Source organism: Streptomyces longispororuber, assembly GCF_014656095.1.
Classification (GTDB): domain Bacteria; phylum Actinomycetota; class Actinomycetes; order Streptomycetales; family Streptomycetaceae; genus Streptomyces; species Streptomyces longispororuber.
This window is the reverse complement of record NZ_BNBT01000091.1, coordinates 1-17,462: the sequence shown is the minus strand read 5'-3', so window position 1 is coordinate 17,462 and position 17,462 is coordinate 1. Positions and strand designations below refer to the sequence as shown.

The following is a 17,462-nucleotide window of genomic DNA, read 5'->3' as shown; positions in this document are numbered from 1 at the left end:
CTTGACAGGGCGTCAGCAGCCCGGAGGAGAGCGCGGCTCATCGCAGCGTCACCGCCAGGCGCGCGGTGGCGCTCGCCCCCGCGAGCCGTGCCGCCGTCCGGCGCGGCACGGAGAGGACGACCAGGGCCCCGCCCTCGGCCGTACCGTCGGCGACCTCAGGCACTTCCGTCACCCGGGCCGCGGAGGCGACGACGCGGGGTGCGCCGCGCCCGCCCAGCGCCGGGTCCTCCGCCGCGACCACGTCCACACGGTCCCCGGGGCGCAGCAGCCGCGCCGTCGCCGCGTCCGCGATCCGTACCGGCGCGGTCACCAGCCGTGGGGCGCGCCGGGCCCGGTCCCGGCCACCGGTGTCCGTTTCCGTCGTGGTCACGGCCGCCGCGGAGTCGCCGGGCCGCTTCCGCTCGGCGTCCGCCGGCCCGGCCGCCGCGAGCACGGCGGCGGTCAGCGCGAGTCCCGCGGCCATCGCCCGCCGCCGGTGCCGGGCGAGCCGCCGCAGCCGCTGCCGGCCGCCGCGCACGTGCAGCGGCGAGAAGTGCGGCACCTGGCAGGGCGGCGGCGGAGCACCCCCACCCCCGCCGCCGGGCCCCGGCGGCGCCGCCCCCGTGACCGGGCCGGATCGCACCCCGCCCGTGACCGGGCCGGATCGTGCCGCGCCCGTGGCCGGGTCGGACCACGCCGACACGGGCACGGGCGCGGCGGCCGGTGCAGGAATGTGTGAAGGGTTACGCGTCATGACGACCACCGCCCGCCGTGTGGATGCTCGGAGCCGAGGAACTCGGATTCCCCACCACGATGCGGGCCCGCCGCCGATCCCGCTCGGCCCCGTGCACTACCAACCGGTTGTGGACAACTCCCGCACCCGAAGGAGGAGTTCCGGCGCGTTCCGGCGCGCCGCACGACGGTCCGCCGCACCTCCAGCGGCCCCGCCGTCACAGCGGCTCACGGCGGCTCACGGCGGCTCACAGCGGCTCACAGCGGTACACAGCGGTACACAGCGACTCACGGCAGCGTGAACCCGGGCTCCAGCCCGCCCAGCGCCCCCGCACACAGGCAGTCCCGCTCCCCGGTCGCCGGAAGCCCGGCCACCGCGTCGAAGAGCACCGTCCGCAGCCGGCCCACGTTCGCGGAGAACACCCGCAGGACCTCCTCGTGCGAGACGCCCTCACCCGTGGCCGCGCCCGCGTCCAGGTCGGTGACCAGCGTCAGCGACGTGTAGCAGAGCTCCAGCTCCCGGGCCAGGGCCGCCTCGGGGTGGCCGGTCATGCCCACCACGGACCAGCCCTGCCCCGCGTACCAGCGGGACTCCGCGCGGGTCGAGAACCGCGGCCCCTCGATCACCACGAGCGTGCCGCCGTCCACCGGCTCCCAGTCCCGGCCACGCGCGGCCTTCAGCGCGGCGGCCCGGCCGGCCGGGCAGTACGGGTCGGCGAGCGACACGTGCACGACGTTCGGCACGGTGCCGTCGGGCAGCGGGACCCCGTCGAAGTACGTCTGCGCGCGCCCCGTCGTACGGTCGACGAACTGGTCGGGCACCAGCAGCGTCCCGGGCCCGTACTCGGCGCGCAGCCCGCCGACGGCGCACGGGCCGAGCACCTGCCGCACGCCCAGGGAGCGCAGCGCCCACAGGTTGGCGCGGTAGTTGATGCGGTGCGGCGGCAGATGGTGGCCGCGGCCGTGCCGGGGCAGGAAGGCGACGCGCCGCCCGGCTATGTCGCCGAGGAACAAGGAGTCGCTCGGGGCGCCGTACGGGGTGTCGACCTGCACCTCGGTGACGTCGTCGAGGAAGGAGTAGAAGCCCGACCCGCCGATGACACCGATCTCGGCCTGCCGCGCGTCCGCCGCACCCACCGCGTCCGCCGTGCTCGCCGTATCCACCGCGTCCGCCGCACTCGCCGTGTCCACCGTGTTCGCCGTGCTCACCGTGCTCACCGTGTTCGTCATGGCCCGCACCCTAGCCGCGTGGACATACCGCGCACATACCGCGTACAGCGCACGTACAGCGCACGTACAGAGCACGCACCCAGCACGTGCGTACAGCCCCCGGGCACGCCGAAGGCCCCGCCGTCCGGTGACGGCGGGGCCTTCGAAAGAGCGGGGAGCGAGCGTCGCCCGGCGGCAGCCGGGAGGGCCCCTCCGGGCCGGACGGTGCTACGCGGCCGAGGAGCTCGACGCGGCGGCGCTGCTCGACGTCTTGGAGTCCGACGAGGACGAGGACGACGAAGAAGACGACGAAGAGGAGTCGGACGAGGAGGACGACTTCGAGGACGACGACGCGGGCGAGCTGCTGGACGACGAGCCGCGGCTGTCGTTGCGGTAGAACCCGGAGCCCTTGAAGACGATGCCGACCGCCGAGAACACCTTCTTGAGGCGTCCGTCGCAGTTCGGGCACACGGTCAGGGCGTCGTCGGTGAACTTCTGCACCGCCTCGAGGCCCTCGCCGCACTCGGTGCACTGGTACTGGTACGTCGGCACTTGCTTCCTCCTGGCACTCTCACTCGATGAGTGCTAACGACGATCCATAGTGACGTATTCCGTGGGTTCAGTCCACTGCCACAGGTTCGCGGTGACCCACGCCACGTGCGACCGTGCGGCCCTGGCTCCGGGGGACGAGCCGCGAGCGCAGCAGCAGGAGGACGGCGAGGGCGAGCGCGGTGCCGCCCAGCGGCACGAGGAATCCCGCACCGTCCCAGAAGCGGTCCTCGAGCTGACCCGCGACCGTGACGGCGGCCGCCTGCCCGAGCGCGACCGAGCCGGTGAGCCAGGTGAAGGCCTCCGTACGGGCGCCCGGCGCGACCAGGCTGTCGACCAGGGTGTAGCCGGTGATCAGGGCGGGCGCGATGCAGACGCCGACGAGCAGGCCGAGACCGGCGAGCAGCGGCACCGACTGCGCGGCCCACAGGCCCGAGGCCATCAGGGTCAGCGCCACGTACCCGACGAGGAGCCGGCGCTGCGGCGAGACCTTCCAGGCGATGGCGCCGCAGACGACCCCGGAGAGCATGTTGCCCGCGGCGAACGTGCCGTACAGGACGCCGTTCAGGCCGGGCTCGCCGATGGACTCCGTGAAGGCGGCCAGGGAGACCTGCATGCCGCCGAAGACCGTGCCGATGCCGAGGAACGTCACGATCAGTACGCGCACACCGGGCACTCGCAGGGCCGAATCGTGGCCCACGCGCGCGTGGCCGTCGCCCGTGCCGGACGGCTTCGGCTGGGTGCTCTTCTGGGCGGCGAACAGCAGGCCGCCCACCAACGTCAGGCCGGCCTCGGTGAGCAGGCCCGCGGCCGGGGCGACGCCCGTGCACAGCGCGGTCGCCACCAGCGGGCCGAGCACGAACGTCAGCTCGTCGGTGACGGACTCGAAGGCGGCGGCCGTCTGCGCGAGCGGCGTGCCCTGGAGCTTGGCGCCCCAGCGGGCCCGCACCATGGGGCCGATCTGCGGCGTGGAGGCGCCCGTGGGCACCGCCGCGACGAAGAGGGCCCACAGGGGCGCGCCGGACAGCGCGAGCACGGTGAGGGTGACGCCTGAGGCGGCGTGTACGAGGACACCGGGCAGGAGCACGGCGCGCTGCCCGAACCGGTCGGCGAGCTTGCCGCTGAAGGGCGCGAACAGCGCCATGGAGACGCCGGTGACGGCCGACACGGCGCCCGCGGCGCCGTACGAGCCGGTGGTGTGCTGCACGAGCAGCACGATGGAGATGGTGAGCATCGCGAACGGCTGCCGCGCGGCGAAGCCTGGAAGCAGGAAGGTCCAGGCGCGCGGGGTGCGCAGCAACTGTCCGTAGCCCGGGCGGGATTCGGTGACCGTGGATGCCACGGCCCTTGCCTTTCTGCTGCCTGGTAGCGCGCCCGTGCGGGGGCGCCGAGAGCTGTCCTCTAGCGCAGAACTGCGGTAGATACCGGGCTGCCCACTGCGAGGGCGCCACGGCCGCCATACGGTCGCGCCAGCTCTGCGTCAGACAGAGTTGGTTCGATCAGGGTCGGTACGTGCGGCTCGGCACGCCCCGGACGGCGCTGTGCGGCGCCTGGCGGTACGCACCGAGTGCGCCTTCATGGTACAGGCGTGTGGCAAATGAGGCCTGCGTTCACAAGAGGTGAGACGCCCGCCACCTACGATTACGGCCGCCCTGGCCACCCCGGCCGCCCCGGCGCCCCCGGCGGCCCCACCGCCCCGGCCACCCCGGCGACCCGCTGCCCCGGCGGCCCTGCCGCCCCCGACCTTCGCCTCCGGCCACCCCCGCCACCCCGGCCCTCACCCCCGCCGCCCCCACCTCCGCCCCGGCCGTCCCCAGCCCTACCTCTGCCCCTCACGCACCCCCAGCCACCCCGCGAGCTTGCCGCCCTGCGAGACCGCGCGCAGGCGGCGTTCCGCGGCGTCGCGGGCCGGTTCCGTCGCCACCACCAGGAGCTCGTCGCCGCGGCGCAGCACGGTCGTCGGCAGCGGCACGAACGAGGTGCCGTCCCGGACGACCAGGGTGACGGCCGAGCCCGCGGGCAGCCGCAGCTCGTTGATCTCGACGCCGTGCAGCCGTGAGCCCTCCGGTACGGGTACGGACAGCAGGTGGCCGCGCAGCCGCTCCAGGGGGGCCGACTCGATGCCGAGGTCCGAGGGGCCCCCGCCCTTGCCGAGGCCGAGCAGCCGGGCGAGGCCCGGCAGCGTGGGGCCCTGCACCAGGGTGTAGACGACGACGAGGACGAAGACGATGTTGAAGATCTCCTCGTTGTTCTCGACGCCGTTCACCATCGGGATGGTGGCGAGGATGATGGGCACCGCGCCGCGCAGACCGGCCCAGGACATCAGGGCCTTCTCCTGCCAGGGCATCGAGAAGGGCAGCATGCTCAGGAAGACCGACACGGGCCGGGCGACGAGCGTGAGGACCAGCCCGGTGATCACCGCGGGCAGGATGTCGTCGAGCAGCGTGTGCGGCGTGACCAGCAGGCCGAGCAGCACGAACATGCCGATCTGCGCGATCCAGCCCACCCCTTCGGCGAAGCCCCGGGTGGCGGGCCAGTGCGGCAGCTTGGCGTTGCCGAGGACCATCGCCGCCAGGTACACGGCGAGGAAGCCGCTGCCGTGGGCCATGGCCCCGGCCGCGTAGGCCGCCACCGCGATGGCCATGACCGCGATCGGGTAGAGGCCGGACGCGGGCAGGGCCACCCGCCGCAGGCCGTAGGCGCCGAGCCAGCCCACCGAGAGGCCGATGGCGGCGCCGATGGCCAGTTCCAGGGCTATCTCACCGATCAGGACGTACCAGTGCTCCACGGGGCCCGCGGTGGAGAAGGCCACGACGAGGATCACTACAGGGGCGTCGTTGAAGCCGGACTCGGCCTCCAGGACGCCGGTCACGCGGGAGGGCAGCGGGACGCGGCGCAGCACGGAGAAGACGGCCGCCGCGTCCGTGGAGGACACCACCGCGCCGATGATGAGCGCCTGCCGCCAGTCGAGCCCCACCAGGTAGTGCGCTCCCGCGGCGGTGACACCGACGCTCGCCGCGACGCCCACGAGCGCCAGGGACGCCGCCGCGGGAAGGGCGGGTCTTATCTCGCGCCACTTGGTGCCGAGGCCGCCCTCGGCCAGGATCACGACGAGGGCGGCGTAGCCGATCACCTGGGTCAGTTGCGCGTCGTTGAACGTGACGTTGCCGATGCCGTCCTGGCCCATCACCACGCCGATGCCCAGGTACAGCAGCAGGCTGGGCAGGCCGCTGCGCGAGGAGATGCGCACGGCGACCACGGCGACGAGCAGGACGAGCGAGCAGACGAGCAGAAGCTGGTTGAGGTCGTGGACAGACAGGGGCCGTTCCTTCCGTCGTGCGAGCCATGTACTTCGTTACTTTACCTAAACTTTAACGCCCTCTTGACGCGTTTCCCGCGCCCGTCCCCCTCTGTCGACCACGCGTTCGATACTGGTTTCGGACACCGCGTCCGGGGCCGTATCCCGCTGCGCCTATGGTTGCTCCAGCACTCCCAGGACCCGCACAAGCACCGACCTGCCGCTCGCGAAGGACAGCAAGGACAGCGATGCCCTCCAACACCACCGCCTCTTCCGGCCGGAAGTCCGGCAAGAAGAAGGGGCGCCGAGCCCGACTGATCGTGATCGTCCTGGTCCTGGCCGTCGTGGGAGGCATCGGGTTCGGCGCGTACTGGAGCGTCAGCACCGTCCGCGCCTCCTTCCCGCAGACCAAGGGCACGATCGACATCGACGGCCTGAAGGGGCCGGTCGACGTCAAGCGCGACGGCAACGGCATCCCGCAGATCTACGCCGAGACCCCCGAGGACCTGTTCCTCGCCCAGGGGTTCGTGCAGGCGCAGGACCGCTTCTGGGAGATGGACGTCCGCCGCCATATGACCTCCGGGCGGCTCTCCGAGATGTTCGGCAAGAGCCAGGTCAAGACCGATGAGTTCCTGCGCACCCTGGGCTGGCACCGGGTGGCCGAGAAGGAGTACGACTCCAAGCTCTCGCCCGCGACGAAGAAGTACCTCCAGGCGTACGCCAAGGGGGTCAACGCCTATCTCGACGGCAAGCAGGGCAAGGACATCTCCCTCGAGTACGCGGCGCTCGAGTTCGAGAACGACTACAAGCCCCAGAAGTGGACGCCCGTCGACTCGGTGGCCTGGCTCAAGGCCATGGCCTGGGACCTGCGCGGCAACATGCAGGACGAGATCGACCGCGCCCTGATGACGAGCCGTCTCGGCCCGTCGCAGATCAAGGACCTGTACCCGGAGTACCCGTACGACCGGAACAAGCCGATCGTCCAGGAGGGCGGCTACGACGCCGTCACCGAGAAGTTCACCGACCGGGACGTGCCGGACAGCCAGTCGGGGACCGGCACGGGCGGTACGGGTACCGGCACCGACACTGGGACGGGTACCGGCTCCGGCGGTACGGGTACCGGCGGTACCGGTACCGGAGGGTCGGCGGGTACCGGCACCGGTGGCACGGGTACGGGTACCGGCGGCACCGGCACGGGTACCGGAGGCACGGGTACCGGCGGCACCGCCGGCACCGGTGTCGCGGGCAACGCCCAGGCCCCCAGCGGCTACCAGTCGCAGCTCTCGGGCCTCTCCGACGTGCTCGACAAGGTCCCGGACGCGGGCCTCGGCTCGAACGGCAACGGCATCGGCTCCAACTCCTGGGTGGTCTCCGGCGACCACACCATCACCGGCAAGCCCCTGCTCGCCAACGACCCGCACCTCGCGCCGCAGCTCCCCTCCGTCTGGTACCAGATGGGCCTGCACTGCCGGTCGGTCTCGGCGCAGTGCCCGTACGACGTCAGCGGCTACACCTTCTCCGGGATGCCGGGCGTGGTCATCGGCCACAACCAGGACATCGCCTGGGGCATGACGAACCTGGGCGCCGACGTCACCGACCTGTACCTGGAGAAGTTCACCGCCGACGGATACCAGTACGGCGGCAAGGTGAAGCCCTTCGTCTCCCGCGAGGAGAAGATCAAGGTCGCGGGCGGCAAGACCAAGACGATCACCGTCAGGGAGACCAACAACGGCCCCCTGATCTCCGACCGCGACGACGAGCTGGTCAAGGTCGGCAAGAAGGCCCAGGTCGACGCGGCGGCCCCGGACCGCGGCGACGGCTACGGCGTCGCGCTGCGCTGGACCGCCCTGGAGCCCGGCAAGTCCATGGACGCCGTCTTCGAGCTCAACCGCGCCAAGGACTTCCAGGACTTCCGCAAGGCCGCCCGCTCCTTCGAGGTGCCCTCGCAGAACCTGATCTACGCCGACACCGAGGGCCACATCGGCTACCAAGCCCCCGGGAAGATCCCCACGCGCGGGAAGGGCGACGGCTCCCTGCCGGCGCCCGGCTGGGACCCGAAGTACCGCTGGGACGGCTACATCGAGCAGGACGAGCTGCCCTGGGAGTACGACCCCGAGCGCGGCTACATCGTCACCGCCAACCAGGCCGTCGTCGACAGCAAGAAGTACCCGTACAAGCTCACGACCGACTGGGGCTACGGCGCGCGCAGCCAGCGCATCGAGGACCTGATCAAGGCCAAGACGAAGAACGGCGGCAAGATCTCCACGGAGGACATGCGGCTGATGCAGACCGACAACAGCAGCGAGATCGCACGCCTGCTCGTGCCCAAGCTGCTGAAGGTCGACATCGGCGACAAGCACGTCCGGGAGGCGCAGAAGCTCCTGGAGGGCTGGGACTACACCCAGGACGCCGACTCGCAGGCGGCCGCCTACTTCAACGCGGTGTGGCGCAGCATCCTCCAGCTCTCCATCGGCAACAAGCTGCCCAAGGAGCTGCGCGTCAAGGGCCAGTGCCTGAGCGTGAAGCCCGCCACCCAGACCGGCCCGGCCGACGAGGCGAAGACCGTGCGCGAGTGCGGCCAGCGCGACCCGGAGTCGGCGCAGCCCGACGGCGGCGACCGCTACTTCGAGGTCATCCGCAAGATCCTCGACGACGAGAAGAACGACTGGTGGAAGACGCCGGGCAGCCGCACGGACGCGGAGACCAAGAACCGCGACCAGCTCTTCGCGCGCGCCATGAAGGACGCCCGCTGGGACCTGACCGCGAAGCTCGGCAAGGACATCGACACCTGGACCTGGGGCCGTCTGCACCGTCTTGAGCTGAAGAACCAGACCCTCGGCACCGAGGGCCCGGGCTGGCTGAAGTGGGTGCTCAACCGCGGCCCCTGGAAGCTGGGCGGCGGCGAGGCCACGGTCAACGCCACCGGCTGGAACGCGGCGGGCGGCTACGGCGTCATCTGGGTGCCGTCGATGCGGATGGTCGTGAACCTGAAGGACCTCGACAAGTCCAAGTGGATCAACCTCACCGGCGCCTCCGGCCACGCCTACAGCGACCACTACACCGACCAGACGAGCAAGTGGGTCAAGGGCGAGCTGTTGCCGTGGTCCTACTCCAAGAAGGCGGTCGACGACAGCACCAGCGACACCCTGGTGCTGAAGCCCTGACGGGCGGATGACCACGGAAAGGGCCCTCCACGCGCGCGTGGAGGGCCCTTTTCGCGTCCTCGGCGGCCTGCCCGGGGCGGCCGGTCGCCGCCGGCGTCAGCCGAAGCGGCGCACCCCCGAGGGCGTCACGACGGCCCGCACCGGGCGGTCGTGCGCTTCCCTGGGGACGCGCACGACCACTTCCGTGTCGTACAGGAGCACCACGAGCGCCGGATCGGCGCCCGCCCGCTCCAGCCGGGCCAGCACGCGGTCGTAGGAGCCCCCGCCGCGCCCGAGGCGCATCCCGCGCTCGTCCACCGCGAGCCCCGGCAGGAGCACCGTGTCGGCCTCCAGGACGGCCTCCGGGCCGAGGCGCGGCCCGGTGGGCTCCAGGAGGGCGATCTTCCCCCGGTGCTGGACGCGGGCCAGCGAGTCGGGTCCGGCGTACGCCGCCCAGTCCAGGTCGTTGTCCGGGAGCAGCACCGGCAGCAGCACGCGGGTCCCGCGCGCGTGGAGGGTGTCCAGGAGCGCGCGGGTGCCCGGTTCACCGCCCACGGAGACGTACGCGGCGACCGTGCGGGCCGCGGCCAGCTCGGGCAGCTCCAGCGCGCGGCGGGCGAGGCGCGCGGCCGCCTCCTGCGCGTCACCCTCCGGCAACCGGCCCCTCACCGCGAGGATCTCTCCGCGCAAGGTGCGCTTGCTTCCCTTGTCCGAGCCGGGTTGGTCCATGGCGAACTCACACATCCTTCCTATTCCGCTCACATGTGGGCTGAATATTCCGGAGCCACCGATTCAACACATAGGCACCGGATATGGTGACGGGCATGACTGAGTCTCACCCCAAGATCACCAAGGCTGTCATCCCAGCAGCAGGTCTTGGTACGCGCTTCTTGCCCGCCACCAAGGCCACTCCCAAGGAGATGCTGCCGGTCGTCGACAAGCCGGCGATCCAGTACGTGGTGGAAGAGGCCGTCGCCGCGGGCCTGAACGACGTCCTCATGGTCACGGGCCGCAACAAACGCCCCCTGGAGGACCACTTCGACCGCAACTACGAGCTCGAGTCGGCCCTGGAGAAGAAGGGCGACGAGTCCCGGCTCGCGCGGGTCCGGGAGTCCAGCGACCTGGCCACCATGCACTACGTCCGCCAGGGCGACCCCAGGGGACTCGGTCACGCCGTCCTGTGCGCCGCCCCGCACGTGGGCCGCGAGCCCTTCGCCGTCCTCCTCGGCGACGACCTGATCGACCCGCGCGACCCGCTGCTGTCGCGCATGGTCGACGTCCAGGAGCAGCGCGGCGGCAGCGTCATCGCGCTCATGGAGGTCGCGCCCGAGCAGATCCACCTCTACGGCTGCGCGGCCGTCGAGGCCACCGACGACGGCGACGTCGTGAAGGTGACCGACCTGGTCGAGAAGCCGGAGCGGGCGGACGCCCCGTCGAACTACGCGATCATCGGCCGCTACGTCCTCGACCCGCACATCTTCGACGTCCTGCGCACCACCGAGCCCGGCCGCGGCGGCGAGATCCAGCTCACCGACGCGCTCCAGCAGCTCGCCGCGGACGAGAAGGTCGCCGGTCCGGTGCACGGCGTGGTCTTCCAGGGCCGCCGCTATGACACCGGCGACCGTGGCGACTATCTGCGTGCCATTGTCAGACTCGCGTGCGAACGTGAAGACCTGGGCCCGGACTTCAAGGCCTGGCTTCGCAGTTACGTCACCGAGGAGATGTAGCACGTGAGCAGCAGCGGCACGACGACGCACGACGGCACCCGGACGCCCCACGGGCAGGACACCGGCCACGGCGCCCCGGGCTCCGGCCGGGGCCCGGTCTGGTCGGTGGACGAGCACCTGGAGGACATCCTGGCCGCCGTCCGCCCGCTGGAGCCCCTGGAGCTCCAGCTCCTCGACGCCCAGGGCTGCGTCCTGGTCGAGGACGTCACGGTGCCCGTGTCGCTGCCGCCGTTCGACAACAGCTCCATGGACGGGTACGCGGTGCGGACCGCCGACGTCGCGGGTGCGGGCGAGGAGTTCCCCGCCGTCCTGACCGTCGTCGGCGACGTCGCCGCCGGGCAGGGCGAGCAGCCCACCGTCGGCCCCGGCCAGGCCGCCCGCATCATGACCGGCGCCCCGCTGCCGCCCGGTGCCGAGGCCGTGGTGCCCGTGGAGTGGACCGACGGCGGGCTCGGCGACGGCCCCGTCGCCGGCATGCGCGCCCACAGCGCGGCCCCCGAGGGCGCCTCCGGGGAGGTCCGGGTGTACCGCCCGGCGCAGGCCGGCGCGCACGTCCGCGCGCGCGGCAGCGACGTCCGGGCGGGCGACCGCGCCCTGAGCGCCGGCACGGTCCTCGGCGCCCCGCAGATCGCCCTGCTCGCGGCGATCGGCCGCGGCACGGTCACGGTGCGCCCGCGCCCGCGCGTGGTCGTCCTGTCCACCGGCAGCGAACTGGTGCAGCCCGGCGAGCCGTTGGGCACCGGCCAGATCTACGACTCCAACAGCTTCTCCCTCACGGCCGCCGCGCGCGAGGCCGGGGCGATCGCCTACCGCGTGGGCGCGGTCGCCGACGACGCAGAGACCCTGCGCGCCACCATCGAGGACCAGCTCATCCGCGCCGACCTGGTGGTCACCACGGGTGGCGTCAGCGTGGGCGCGTACGACGTCGTCAAGGAGGCCCTCTCGGCCGTCGGGGACCCGGACGACGAGGGGGGCCTCGGGGCGGGCGGCGGCGTCGAGTTCCGCACGCTCGCCATGCAGCCGGGCAAGCCGCAGGGCTTCGGCGCGATCGGCCCCGACCACACCCCGCTGCTGGCGCTGCCGGGCAACCCCGTGTCGGCGTACGTCTCCTTCGAGCTGTTCGTCCGGCCCGCCGTACGGGCGCTGATGGGCCTGCCGGACGTGCACCGGCCCACCGCGCGCGCCCGCCTGGAGGCCCCCGAGGCGCTCCGGTCGCCGTCCGGGAAGCGCCAGTTCCTGCGCGGCCGCCACGACGCCGCCGCGGGCACGGTGACGCCCGTCGGCGGCGCCGGGTCCCATCTCGTCGCCGCCCTCGCGCAGGCGGACGCGCTGATCGTCGTGCCCGAGGCCACGACGTCGGTCGAGCCGGGCGCCGAGGTCGACGTGGTGCTCCTGGGCTGACGCCCGCCCGGGGCGCGGCCCGGCCGCGCGGGGCCCGTGCCGCACCCGGCCCGGCGGGGGGAGAATGACCCGGCGGGGAAGCGAGCGCCTGGCTCGGGTGGGTCGGTCACGCGCGACGGGCGGGGGGTACGGTGTCGCGCACAGCAGGCCGCGCGCCCGCGCGGGGCCCGGACCAGGAGCGCCACAGCACATGAGCACCCAGCAGGGACTGACGCACATCGACGAGGCGGGCGCCGCCCGCATGGTCGACGTATCCGAGAAGGACGTGACCGCGCGGACCGCGCGCGCCGGCGGCCGCGTCCTGGTCGCGCCACGCGTGATCGAGCTGCTGCGCGGCGAGGGCGTGCCGAAGGGCGACGCCCTGGCGACCGCCCGGATCGCGGGCATCATGGGCGCCAAGCGCACCCCCGACCTGATCCCGCTCTGCCACCCGCTGGCCGTCTCCGGCGTGCAGGTCGAACTGTCCGTCGCGGACGACGCCGTGGAGATCACCGCCACGGTGCGGACGACGGACCGTACGGGCGTGGAGATGGAAGCCCTCACAGCGGTGAGCGTCGCCGCGCTCACGGTCGTCGACATGGTCAAGGCCGTCGACAAGGGGGCCGTCATCACGGACGTACGGGTGGAGGAGAAGACGGGCGGCAAGTCCGGCACGTGGACCCGCGAGGGAGCCGGGGCATGACCACCACGCCCGGCGCTCACGGCGCCCCCGCCGTAGCGGACGGCGCGGCGCGCGCCCCCTACCGCGCCCTCGTCGTCACCGCCTCCAACCGTGCGGCCGCCGGGGTCTACGCCGACAAGGGCGGCCCCCTCCTGGCCGAAGGGCTCGCCGCGCTCGGGTTCGCCGTCGACGGGCCCCGGGTCGTGCCCGACGGGGACCCCGTGGAGCAGGCGCTGCGCGCCGGGGTCGCGGCCGGCTACGACGTCATCCTCACCACCGGCGGCACCGGCATCTCGCCCACCGACCGCACGCCCGAGGCCACCCGTGCCGTCCTCGACCGCGAGGTGCCCGGCATCCCGGAGGCGATCCGCGCGTACGGCCGCGAGAAGGTGCCCACCGCCGCGCTCTCCCGGGGTCTCGCCGGGGTCGCGGGGCGGACCCTGATCGTGAACCTGCCCGGGTCGAGCGGCGGCGTGCGCGACGGTCTGGAGGTCCTGCGCCCGCTCCTCGTCCACGCCGTCGACCAGGTGCGGGGCGGCGACCACCCCCGGAGTGACGGGGGTGCGAGCTGAACGGCCCCGCCTGGCCCGCCGAGCTGACGGACGGTGACGTCACCCTCCGCCCCATAAAGCTGCGCGACCAGCGGGCCTGGCGCGAGGTCAACCGGCGCAACCGCGACTGGCTGCGCCCCTGGGAGGCCACGATCCCGCCGCCCGCGCCCGGCGGCCCGGCCGCCCACCGGCCGACGTACCGCCAGATGGTGCGGCACCTGCGGGCGGAGGCCAACGCGGGGCGCATGCTGCCGTTCGTCATCGACTACCGGGGGCGGCTCGTCGGGCAGTTGACGGTCGCCGGGATCACCTGGGGGTCGATGTGCTCGGGGCACGTCGGCTACTGGGTGGACGAGTCCGTCGCGGGGCGCGGGGTGATGCCGACCGCCGTCGCGCTCGTCGTCGACCACTGCTTCCGGACGGTGGGGCTGCACCGGATCGAGGTGTGCATCCGGCCGGAGAACGCGCCGAGCCGCCGGGTGGTGGAGAAGCTCGGATTCCGCGAGGAGGGGCTTCGTCCACGATATCTTCACATCGACGGGGCCTGGCGCGACCACCTCGTCTTCGCGCTCACCGCGGAGGAGGTCCCGGAGGGCCTGCTGCACCGCTGGCATCAGGCGCGGCCCCACCACACCGCGTAGCGCGGCGCCCACGCGGGGGCGCGGGCGCCGCGCTCACCAGGCGCTTGGGTGTGCGGACAGCGCGAGTTGGGGCGCGCCGCGCGCCCCAGGAGCGCGATGCTGCCTCTCTCATAATTGAAATACCTGTTCGAAAAAGCCTGATGAGCCCCCGTTAAAAGCCTTGGCGGACCGGCCTGTTGATCGCACCAGTCGCAAAAAAAGTTTGAGATATCAGCCAGATCGTGCGACACACCGGCCCAATTGGCGGATGGCCTCGACAAAACCCCTCTACCGTGTGAGGCGTGAGCAGCAGCGGCCTCTTCTACGCAGTCATCGTCGGGGCCTGGGCCGCCTACTTGGTGCCGATGTGGCTCCGTAGGCAGGACGAGCTCAATGAAGCCCGTCCGACGGAACGCTTCAGCACCGCCATCCGGCTGCTGTCCGGACGAGCGGGCATGGAGCGCCGGTACGCCAAGGACCTGCAGGCGCGCACGCCCGATCCGTCCGAGGAGGAGGAGTCGCGCGCCGACCCGGACGCCGTCACCGACTCGGTGGACGTCCGGGCCTTCGCCATGCTCCCCGACGAGGGGGTGGCGACCGAGCCCCGCGGCCGGGCGCCAGGGCGGCAGCGGACCCGGCCCCCGGCGGAGCCGTCACCGGAAGCCCAGGCGCCGGATCCCGTCCCGGAGGACGCGGAGGATCAGCGCGAGCACCGGGTTCCGGGTGCCAGGACCGCCGACCATCCGCAGCGCCAGAGCGCCCGGCCCCCGGCCCCCGGCCACCCGGCGCCGGGGCGGCAGGGCGACGAGCGGCAGGCCGGCCGGCGCGCCGCCGAGGCCGCCGCGCGGGCCAGGCGCACGAAGGTGCTCGCGCGCCGGCGCCGCACCACCGTGATGCTCTTCCTCGCCTTCACCCTGGGCGCGGTCGTCGCCGCCGTCGGCGGGGTCGCGTTCCTGTGGGCGCCGGGTGTGCCCGCGGCGCTGCTGAGCGCGTACATCGTCTATCTGCGGCGCCAGGAGCGGCGACGGTTCACATACGTGATGGACCGGCGCCGCGCCGAGGCCGCCGCGCAGCGGCTGCGCGAGCGGCAGCCGCACCGGCACGAGCAGGAGACCGAGCCCGCCGAGCCGGAGCTCGTCGCGGAGCCCGAGCCGGGACTCGCCGCGCTCGCCGCCGACCGCCGTGCGCTGGTCGAGCAGACCGACCACGCCGAGTGGGTCGACCAGCAGCGCGAGCGGCGCACCCCCGGGCAGGGCGAGAGCTGGGACCCGGTCCCGGTGCCGCTGCCGACCTACGTGACGGCCCCGGTCGCCCCGCGCGCCACCGGCAGCGTCGACCTGGGCGCGCCCGACACCTGGAGCTCGGCCCGGTCGAGCACGGTGGAGCCGGCCGCCGGGGAGGCGGCGGAGCACCCGGCGCCGGAGGGGCGCGCCGAGCCGGAGAAGCCCGATGCGCGGCCCGCGACCGCCGACGACGCGCGCAGCGACGCCCCCCGCGCGGCCTCCGCCCGCCGCTCCCGCGAGCGCGGCCGCACCCCGCTCTTCGACCAGTACGACGACGCGGCGGACGGGCGCCCCCGCGCCGCGAACGAGTGAGCCACGGCACACCCGTGGTGCCTGCGCCCTCCCGGTGGCTGACCAGCGGGGGAACGGATTTCCAAGCACCCGGGTGGGGGTGCTAGAGTTTCACTCGTTGCAAGGGCCTGTGGCGCAGTCCGGTAGCGCACCTCGTTCGCATCGAGGGGGCCAGGGGTTCAAATCCCCTCAGGTCCACTGCACATGAAGATCCCGTCCGATCGAAAGATCGGGCGGGATCTTCGCGTTGCGCGGCAATGCCCTGGAGCCGGAGCTGGCGCCGGAGCCGGAGTCGGCGGGGAGCGTTCGAGCAGGGGCCCCCGTCGCCCCGCGGGATCGGCGGCCCGCGGCGGGGACGGGGCGGGCCCTGCGGACCGCGAGGGGCGTCAGCGGAGGGGCTTGGCGTAGCAGCGGCTCAGGGCGTGGAAGCGGTAGTAGCCGAAGCGGGGGCAGAGGTCGTAGCCGCTGGAGGTGTACAGGCCGATCGCCTCGGGCTGCTTCGTGCCGGTCTCCAGGACCATCCGCAGCCGCCCCGCCTCGCGGGCGTCCTCCTCCAGCGCGGCCAGGATGCGCCGCGCGAGCCCGAGGCCGCGCGCCTCCGGGACCACGTACATGCGCTTGATCTCGGCGTCGCCGTTCTCGTAGCCCTCGCCGTTCTCGTCCATCGTGCGCCAGCCGCCCGTCGCCACCGGCGCGTCCGCGGCGTCGTACGCGATGAGGTACAGGCCGCGCGGCGGCCGGAACATGGACGCGTCGAGGGGCGTGACGTCGCCCTCGTCGCCGTAGCGCTCGGCGTACTCGGCCTGGACGCGGTCGTTGAGCTTGACGGCGTCGGGGTGGTCGAAGGCGACACGGCGTATGTTCATGTCGTTCATCGTATCCTTATGCGGTGGAGCGGGTGCGGGAGTCTCTGCGGAGCCGTGTCCAGTGTGCCGGTAGGGTGCCGGGATGCTCACTGTGACCTCCGTGAATGTGAACGGGCTGCGGGCGGCCGCCAAGAAGGGGTTCGTGGAGTGGCTCGCCGGGACCGGCGCCGACGTGCTGTGCCTGCAAGAGGTGCGCGCCGAGCCGCAGCAGCTCCCGGACGAGGTCCGCGCGCCCGAGGGCTGGTTCGTGACGCACGCCCCGGCCGCGGCGAAGGGCCGCGCCGGTGTCTCGCTGTACACGCGCCGCGAGCCGGAGCGGGTGCGGGTCGGCTTCGGGTCGGCCGAGTTCGACGGCAGCGGGCGCTACGTGGAGGCGGACCTGCCCGGCGTCACGGTGGCGAGCCTGTATCTGCCCTCGGGCGAGGTCGGCACCGAGCGGCAGGACGAGAAGTACCGGTTCATGGGGGAGTTCCTGGCGTACCTGAAGGAGCTGAAGGAGCGCGCCGCCGCCGACGGGCGCGAGGTCCTCGTCTGCGGCGACTGGAACATCGCCCACCAGGAGGCGGACCTCAAGAACTGGCGGGGCAACAGGAAGAACTCCGGGTTCCTGCCGGAGGAGCGCGCCTGGATGTCGGACGTCTTCACCGCCTACGAGGACGTCGTGCGCGCCCTGCACCCGGATGTGGAGGGTCCGTACTCGTGGTGGTCCTACCGGGGGCGCGCCTTCGACAACGACACGGGCTGGCGCATCGACTGCCACGTCGCGACGCCCGGGCTCGCGGGCCGCGCGGTCAAGGCCTGCGTGGAGCGCGCCGCCACGCACGCCGAGCGCTGGTCGGACCACGCCCCGGTGACCGTCGTCTACGCCTGACGCCCGCGGCGCGCCGCACCGACGGCGCCTGGTCCGCCGCCCCCGAACGGGTCGCGCCCCGGTGAAAGTCCGGCGCGGCACTGTCCCCGCGCCGGGCGCCGTGGCAGATTGCGGTCGCGTATATGACGAGTACGTCAACCGCCTGCCGGGTGGGGGGACTTCATGGCTGCTGCCGGACTGTCCAGACGTGGGTTCCTGCTGACGGCGGCGGCCGTCGCGGGCACGGGCGCGCTGGGCGCGTCGCCCGCCGGGGCCGTGAGCGGCGGCGGGTCGCCCGCCGG

At 73.2% G+C, this 17,462-nt stretch carries 15 protein-coding genes and 1 tRNA gene; 9 read left to right on the top strand and 7 right to left on the bottom strand.

Features of this window, described 5'->3' with window-relative positions:
• Positions 1-37: 37 nt before the first annotated feature.
• The 5 genes from IE330_RS24690 to IE330_RS24670 all read right to left on the bottom strand — a co-directional run bounded on the left by IE330_RS24690 (position 38) and on the right by IE330_RS24670 (position 5,788).
• The gene (locus tag IE330_RS24690) at positions 38-541 is read right to left on the bottom strand and encodes an RcpC/CpaB family pilus assembly protein (RefSeq protein ID WP_190138302.1); all 504 of its coding nucleotides are present in this window, start codon (positions 539-541) and stop codon (positions 38-40) included.
• A 458-nt stretch (positions 542-999) separates the two neighbouring features.
• Positions 1,000-1,941, bottom strand: coding sequence for an S-methyl-5'-thioadenosine phosphorylase (locus tag IE330_RS24685; RefSeq protein ID WP_190138301.1), 942 nt, complete (start codon positions 1,939-1,941; stop codon positions 1,000-1,002).
• Between the two features lie 207 nt (positions 1,942-2,148).
• Positions 2,149-2,472, bottom strand: coding sequence for an FmdB family zinc ribbon protein (locus IE330_RS24680; RefSeq protein WP_190138300.1), 324 nt, complete (start codon positions 2,470-2,472; stop codon positions 2,149-2,151).
• A 67-nt stretch (positions 2,473-2,539) separates the two neighbouring features.
• Positions 2,540-3,811 (bottom strand): MFS transporter, encoded by a 1,272-nt coding sequence (locus tag IE330_RS24675; RefSeq protein WP_190138299.1) that lies wholly within the window; start codon positions 3,809-3,811, stop codon positions 2,540-2,542.
• Between the two features lie 477 nt (positions 3,812-4,288).
• Positions 4,289-5,788: a potassium/proton antiporter gene (locus IE330_RS24670; protein ID WP_190138320.1), complete on the bottom strand. Its 1,500-nt coding sequence runs from the start codon at positions 5,786-5,788 to the stop codon at positions 4,289-4,291.
• Positions 5,789-6,015: 227 nt separating this feature from the next.
• Here IE330_RS24670 and IE330_RS24665 point away from each other — a divergent pair, with 227 nt between their 5' ends.
• Positions 6,016-8,931: a penicillin acylase family protein gene (locus tag IE330_RS24665; RefSeq protein ID WP_190138298.1), complete on the top strand. Its 2,916-nt coding sequence runs from the start codon at positions 6,016-6,018 to the stop codon at positions 8,929-8,931.
• Positions 8,932-9,027: 96 nt separating this feature from the next.
• On the opposite strand, the gene IE330_RS24660 is transcribed toward IE330_RS24665, so the two are convergent.
• Entirely contained in the window at positions 9,028-9,639 is a 612-nt protein-coding gene (locus IE330_RS24660) for a 5-formyltetrahydrofolate cyclo-ligase (protein WP_190138297.1), read from the bottom strand.
• A 95-nt stretch (positions 9,640-9,734) separates the two neighbouring features.
• Between IE330_RS24660 and galU the strand changes: the two genes are divergently transcribed.
• The 7 genes from galU (at position 9,735) to IE330_RS24625 (ending at position 15,642) form a co-directional block, all read left to right on the top strand.
• On the top strand, positions 9,735-10,637 hold the full coding sequence (galU, locus tag IE330_RS24655; protein ID WP_190138296.1) for a UTP--glucose-1-phosphate uridylyltransferase GalU: 903 nt from the start codon (positions 9,735-9,737) through the stop codon (positions 10,635-10,637).
• A gap of 105 nt (positions 10,638-10,742) precedes the next feature.
• Positions 10,743-12,038, top strand: a complete 1,296-nt coding sequence (gene glp / locus IE330_RS24650) for a molybdotransferase-like divisome protein Glp (RefSeq protein ID WP_190138319.1) — start codon at positions 10,743-10,745, stop codon at positions 12,036-12,038.
• A gap of 190 nt (positions 12,039-12,228) precedes the next feature.
• Positions 12,229-12,720 carry a cyclic pyranopterin monophosphate synthase MoaC gene (moaC, locus tag IE330_RS24645; protein ID WP_190138295.1) on the top strand — a complete coding sequence of 164 codons (492 nt, stop codon included), beginning with the start codon at positions 12,229-12,231 and terminating at the stop codon, positions 12,718-12,720.
• Entirely contained in the window at positions 12,717-13,271 is a 555-nt protein-coding gene (locus IE330_RS24640; RefSeq protein ID WP_190138294.1) for a MogA/MoaB family molybdenum cofactor biosynthesis protein, read from the top strand. The genes moaC and IE330_RS24640 overlap by 4 nt, the downstream gene beginning before the upstream one ends.
• Entirely contained in the window at positions 13,268-13,891 is a 624-nt protein-coding gene (locus tag IE330_RS24635) for a GNAT family N-acetyltransferase (RefSeq protein WP_190138318.1), read from the top strand. Before IE330_RS24640 ends, IE330_RS24635 begins: the two co-directional genes overlap by 4 nt.
• 281 nt (positions 13,892-14,172) lie before the next feature.
• A complete protein-coding gene (gene sepX, locus IE330_RS24630) occupies positions 14,173-15,465 on the top strand; it encodes a divisome protein SepX/GlpR (protein ID WP_190138293.1) in 1,293 nt (430 codons plus the stop codon).
• A 103-nt stretch (positions 15,466-15,568) separates the two neighbouring features.
• Positions 15,569-15,642 (top strand) — tRNA-Ala (locus IE330_RS24625).
• 188 nt (positions 15,643-15,830) lie between these two features.
• Here IE330_RS24625 and IE330_RS24620 read toward each other — a convergent pair.
• A complete protein-coding gene (locus IE330_RS24620; RefSeq protein ID WP_190138292.1) occupies positions 15,831-16,310 on the bottom strand; it encodes a GNAT family N-acetyltransferase in 480 nt (159 codons plus the stop codon).
• A gap of 82 nt (positions 16,311-16,392) precedes the next feature.
• On the opposite strand from IE330_RS24620, the gene xth reads away from it, so the two are divergent.
• Positions 16,393-17,181, top strand: a complete 789-nt coding sequence (gene xth / locus IE330_RS24615; RefSeq protein WP_190138291.1) for an exodeoxyribonuclease III — start codon at positions 16,393-16,395, stop codon at positions 17,179-17,181.
• Positions 17,182-17,462 lie beyond the last annotated feature (281 nt).

Coding starts and splice junctions, on each gene's coding strand:
- IE330_RS24620 (WP_190138292.1), bottom strand. CDS start 16,310: ATGAACATACGCCGTGTCGCCTTCGACCACCCCGACGCCGTCAAGCTC.
- galU (WP_190138296.1), top strand. CDS start 9,735: ATGACTGAGTCTCACCCCAAGATCACCAAGGCTGTCATCCCAGCAGCA.
- moaC (WP_190138295.1), top strand. CDS start 12,229: ATGAGCACCCAGCAGGGACTGACGCACATCGACGAGGCGGGCGCCGCC.
- IE330_RS24640 (WP_190138294.1), top strand. CDS start 12,717: ATGACCACCACGCCCGGCGCTCACGGCGCCCCCGCCGTAGCGGACGGC.
- IE330_RS24665 (WP_190138298.1), top strand. CDS start 6,016: ATGCCCTCCAACACCACCGCCTCTTCCGGCCGGAAGTCCGGCAAGAAG.
- IE330_RS24660 (WP_190138297.1), bottom strand. CDS start 9,639: ATGGACCAACCCGGCTCGGACAAGGGAAGCAAGCGCACCTTGCGCGGA.
- xth (WP_190138291.1), top strand. CDS start 16,393: ATGCTCACTGTGACCTCCGTGAATGTGAACGGGCTGCGGGCGGCCGCC.
- IE330_RS24685 (WP_190138301.1), bottom strand. CDS start 1,941: ATGACGAACACGGTGAGCACGGTGAGCACGGCGAACACGGTGGACACG.